The following is a 1,126-nucleotide window of genomic DNA, read 5'->3' as shown; positions in this document are numbered from 1 at the left end:
GATGTCGATTGTTTTTTGACCATTATTTACTCCGCATTACACGTACTCTCTTCTATGTTATAAAATCAAGCATCTTCTGCATATACACCATCTCCATAATATAGAAAAGAGGAGTCCCCGCAGGTTCTCCCCCGGTCGCAGGCCTCACAGGTTTCTGCAACGCGATCACTGTATTTGCAGTTTATTCCGCAATGGGAATGGGTTTTCGGTCTCCATCCCGACCACTGGAACAGGTTTAAGGTCTCTGTTCCGACCTTATATACATCTTTTATATTTTAATTATGCAAGATAACTTTAGAATCTGCAACAAGTTGTTGCTAAATTAACTGCTTATTTATGAACTCAATTCCGTTACCAGTGAAGAATATCTTTTTGTCCGGTTCTTTATATCCTCCTCACTGACACCATAATAACAATATAAATCTCTGGCTATTTTCTTAAACCTTTTTATGACCGACTTATTTCCAGAGTAAGATATTCCAAATATATTCCAGGTATAATCTACCTCTATTTCCATTAAATCCTCACCAATTTTTATTTCATATAAATGAAAATCCATGGGAATTACATTATCAGGCATTTGGTCAATCAATTTATTTCTAATTTCCATTTCATTCAAAAAATTTTTAACAGATTCTTCATTATGAAAATCTGGTTTTGGAATATCCTTCCTTTGGCCCAAAAGTTCTGGTTTATGCTGCATAATCAAACTAGCTTTTAGATTTTTCTGTCGTTCTATCCAATTTGTTGCGGCAGGATTGATTTCCACTAAATCATAATGATCCTTTGCGTATTGCACCACTTCCGCAAGGGTATGCGGGTTGGCCGCTATTCTCTTTTCTATCCTTTTTCGTCTGGATTGATAGATAGCATTTCGGATTCTAATCTTTAGAGATTGCTTTTGAGCTTCTCCAAATATAAAAACACTTGTGGGACCATCTTCACCATTTATTATGGAAACTTGATTGATACTTTTATTTTTCATAAGTGCCCTCTACTCACAAATCCCGATTATATCGGTGATTCACAATCTTTTAGCCAAAATCGCAGTTCCATAACCGTCACAGCAATTTTATACTTTACTTCGATTTCAATCTTTTCTGGTGGATTGGCTAAAAGCCTGTCA

The 1,126-nt window shown here is 35.9% G+C and carries 2 protein-coding genes; both read right to left on the bottom strand.

Annotated elements, in window-relative coordinates; all coding sequences use genetic code 11:
• Positions 1-334: 334 nt before the first annotated feature.
• Positions 335-985 (bottom strand): hypothetical protein, encoded by a 651-nt coding sequence (locus tag DXB39_RS14605; protein ID WP_012744349.1) that lies wholly within the window; start codon positions 983-985, stop codon positions 335-337.
• Between the two features lie 26 nt (positions 986-1,011).
• A partial coding sequence (locus DXB39_RS15300; protein ID WP_334294234.1) for an HTH domain-containing protein occupies positions 1,012-1,126 on the bottom strand: 115 nt, incomplete at its 5' end.

The sequence above is a fragment of the Roseburia sp. OM03-7AC genome (assembly GCF_003462625.1).
In the GTDB taxonomy this organism is placed as follows: domain Bacteria; phylum Bacillota; class Clostridia; order Lachnospirales; family Lachnospiraceae; genus Roseburia_C; species Roseburia_C amylophila.
This window is presented reverse-complemented; position numbering and strand designations above follow the sequence as displayed.

Coding starts and splice junctions, on each gene's coding strand:
- DXB39_RS14605 (WP_012744349.1), bottom strand. CDS start 985: ATGAAAAATAAAAGTATCAATCAAGTTTCCATAATAAATGGTGAAGAT.